The organism is Corynebacterium sp. UMB8791 (assembly GCF_054166365.1).
On record NZ_JBSZCG010000153.1, the window covers coordinates 1 to 1060 of the forward strand.

Annotated in this window: 2 rRNA genes; both read left to right on the top strand. The window is 50.8% G+C overall.

Annotation, left to right across the window (positions count from 1 at the left end):
* Window positions 1–298, top strand: a 16S ribosomal RNA gene (locus ACXIUA_RS10530); the annotation flags it as partial.
* 438 nt (window positions 299–736) lie between these two features.
* A 23S ribosomal RNA gene (locus tag ACXIUA_RS10535) occupies window positions 737–1060 on the top strand; the annotation flags it as partial.

Here is a 1060-nt window from a genome sequence, read left to right on the forward strand (position 1 = left end):
GGTCGGTACAGCGCGTTTGCTACCTTGTGAGGGGATGCTAATCGCACAAAGCCGGCCTTAGTTCGGATTGGGGTCTGCAACTCGACCCCATGAAGTCGGAGTCGCTAGTAATCGCAGATCAGCAACGCTGCGGTGAATACGTTCCCGGGCCTTGTACACACCGCCCGTCACGTCATGAAAGTTGGTAACACCCGAAGCCAGTGGCCTGTCATGGGAGCTGTCGAAGGTGGGATCGGCGATTGGGACGAAGTCGTAACAAGGTAGCCGTACCGGAAGGTGCGGCTGGATCACCTCCTTTCTAAGGAGTTTATTTTTTGTTGGCTCACAGTTGTGGGCTTGTTTGTTGGTTGAGTCACCGTGGGTGTGGCTGCCAATTGTTGTTTCCGGGTGGAGACACACCAGCTACAGACTGTCATGCATTCGTGTGGTGGTTGTGGTTGTGGTTGCAGTGTGGCCGGGTTATGTAGTCAAAAAGAAGTAATCATTATTGTGTGTTGGTGCACTGTTGGGTGTCTGAGGCAGCAGTTGTGTTGTCTTGATTGATTCCGCGTGTTGATCATTGACTGGTTTGGTTGGTGGTTGGTGTGTGGGGTGTGTTGTGTGAGAACTGTATAGTGGACGCGAGCATCTTTATTCTTGTGGAAGAATTTTTTGATTGTAAGTTTGCCTGACAATAGATGATCATTGTGCGCTGTTTGTGTGTGGTGGTTGTTTGTTGTTTGTTTGTTGTGTGTTTTTGTTTTGTTACAAGGGCGTACGGTGGATGCCTTGGCATGCTTAGCCGATGAAGGACGTGTGAGGCTGCGTTATGCCTCGGGGAGTTGCCAACAAAGCGTTGATCCGAGGATGTCCGAATGGGGAAACCTGGCACTTGTTATGGAGTGTTACCTGCAGATGAATGTATAGTCTGTGTGGGGGTTACGCGGGGAAGTGAAACATCTCAGTACCCGTAGGAGAAGAAAACAATTGTGATTCTGCTAGTAGTGGCGAGCGAACGTGGATGAGGCTAAACCATGCGTGTGTGATACCTGGCAGGGGTTGCGCGTGTGGTGTTGTGGGC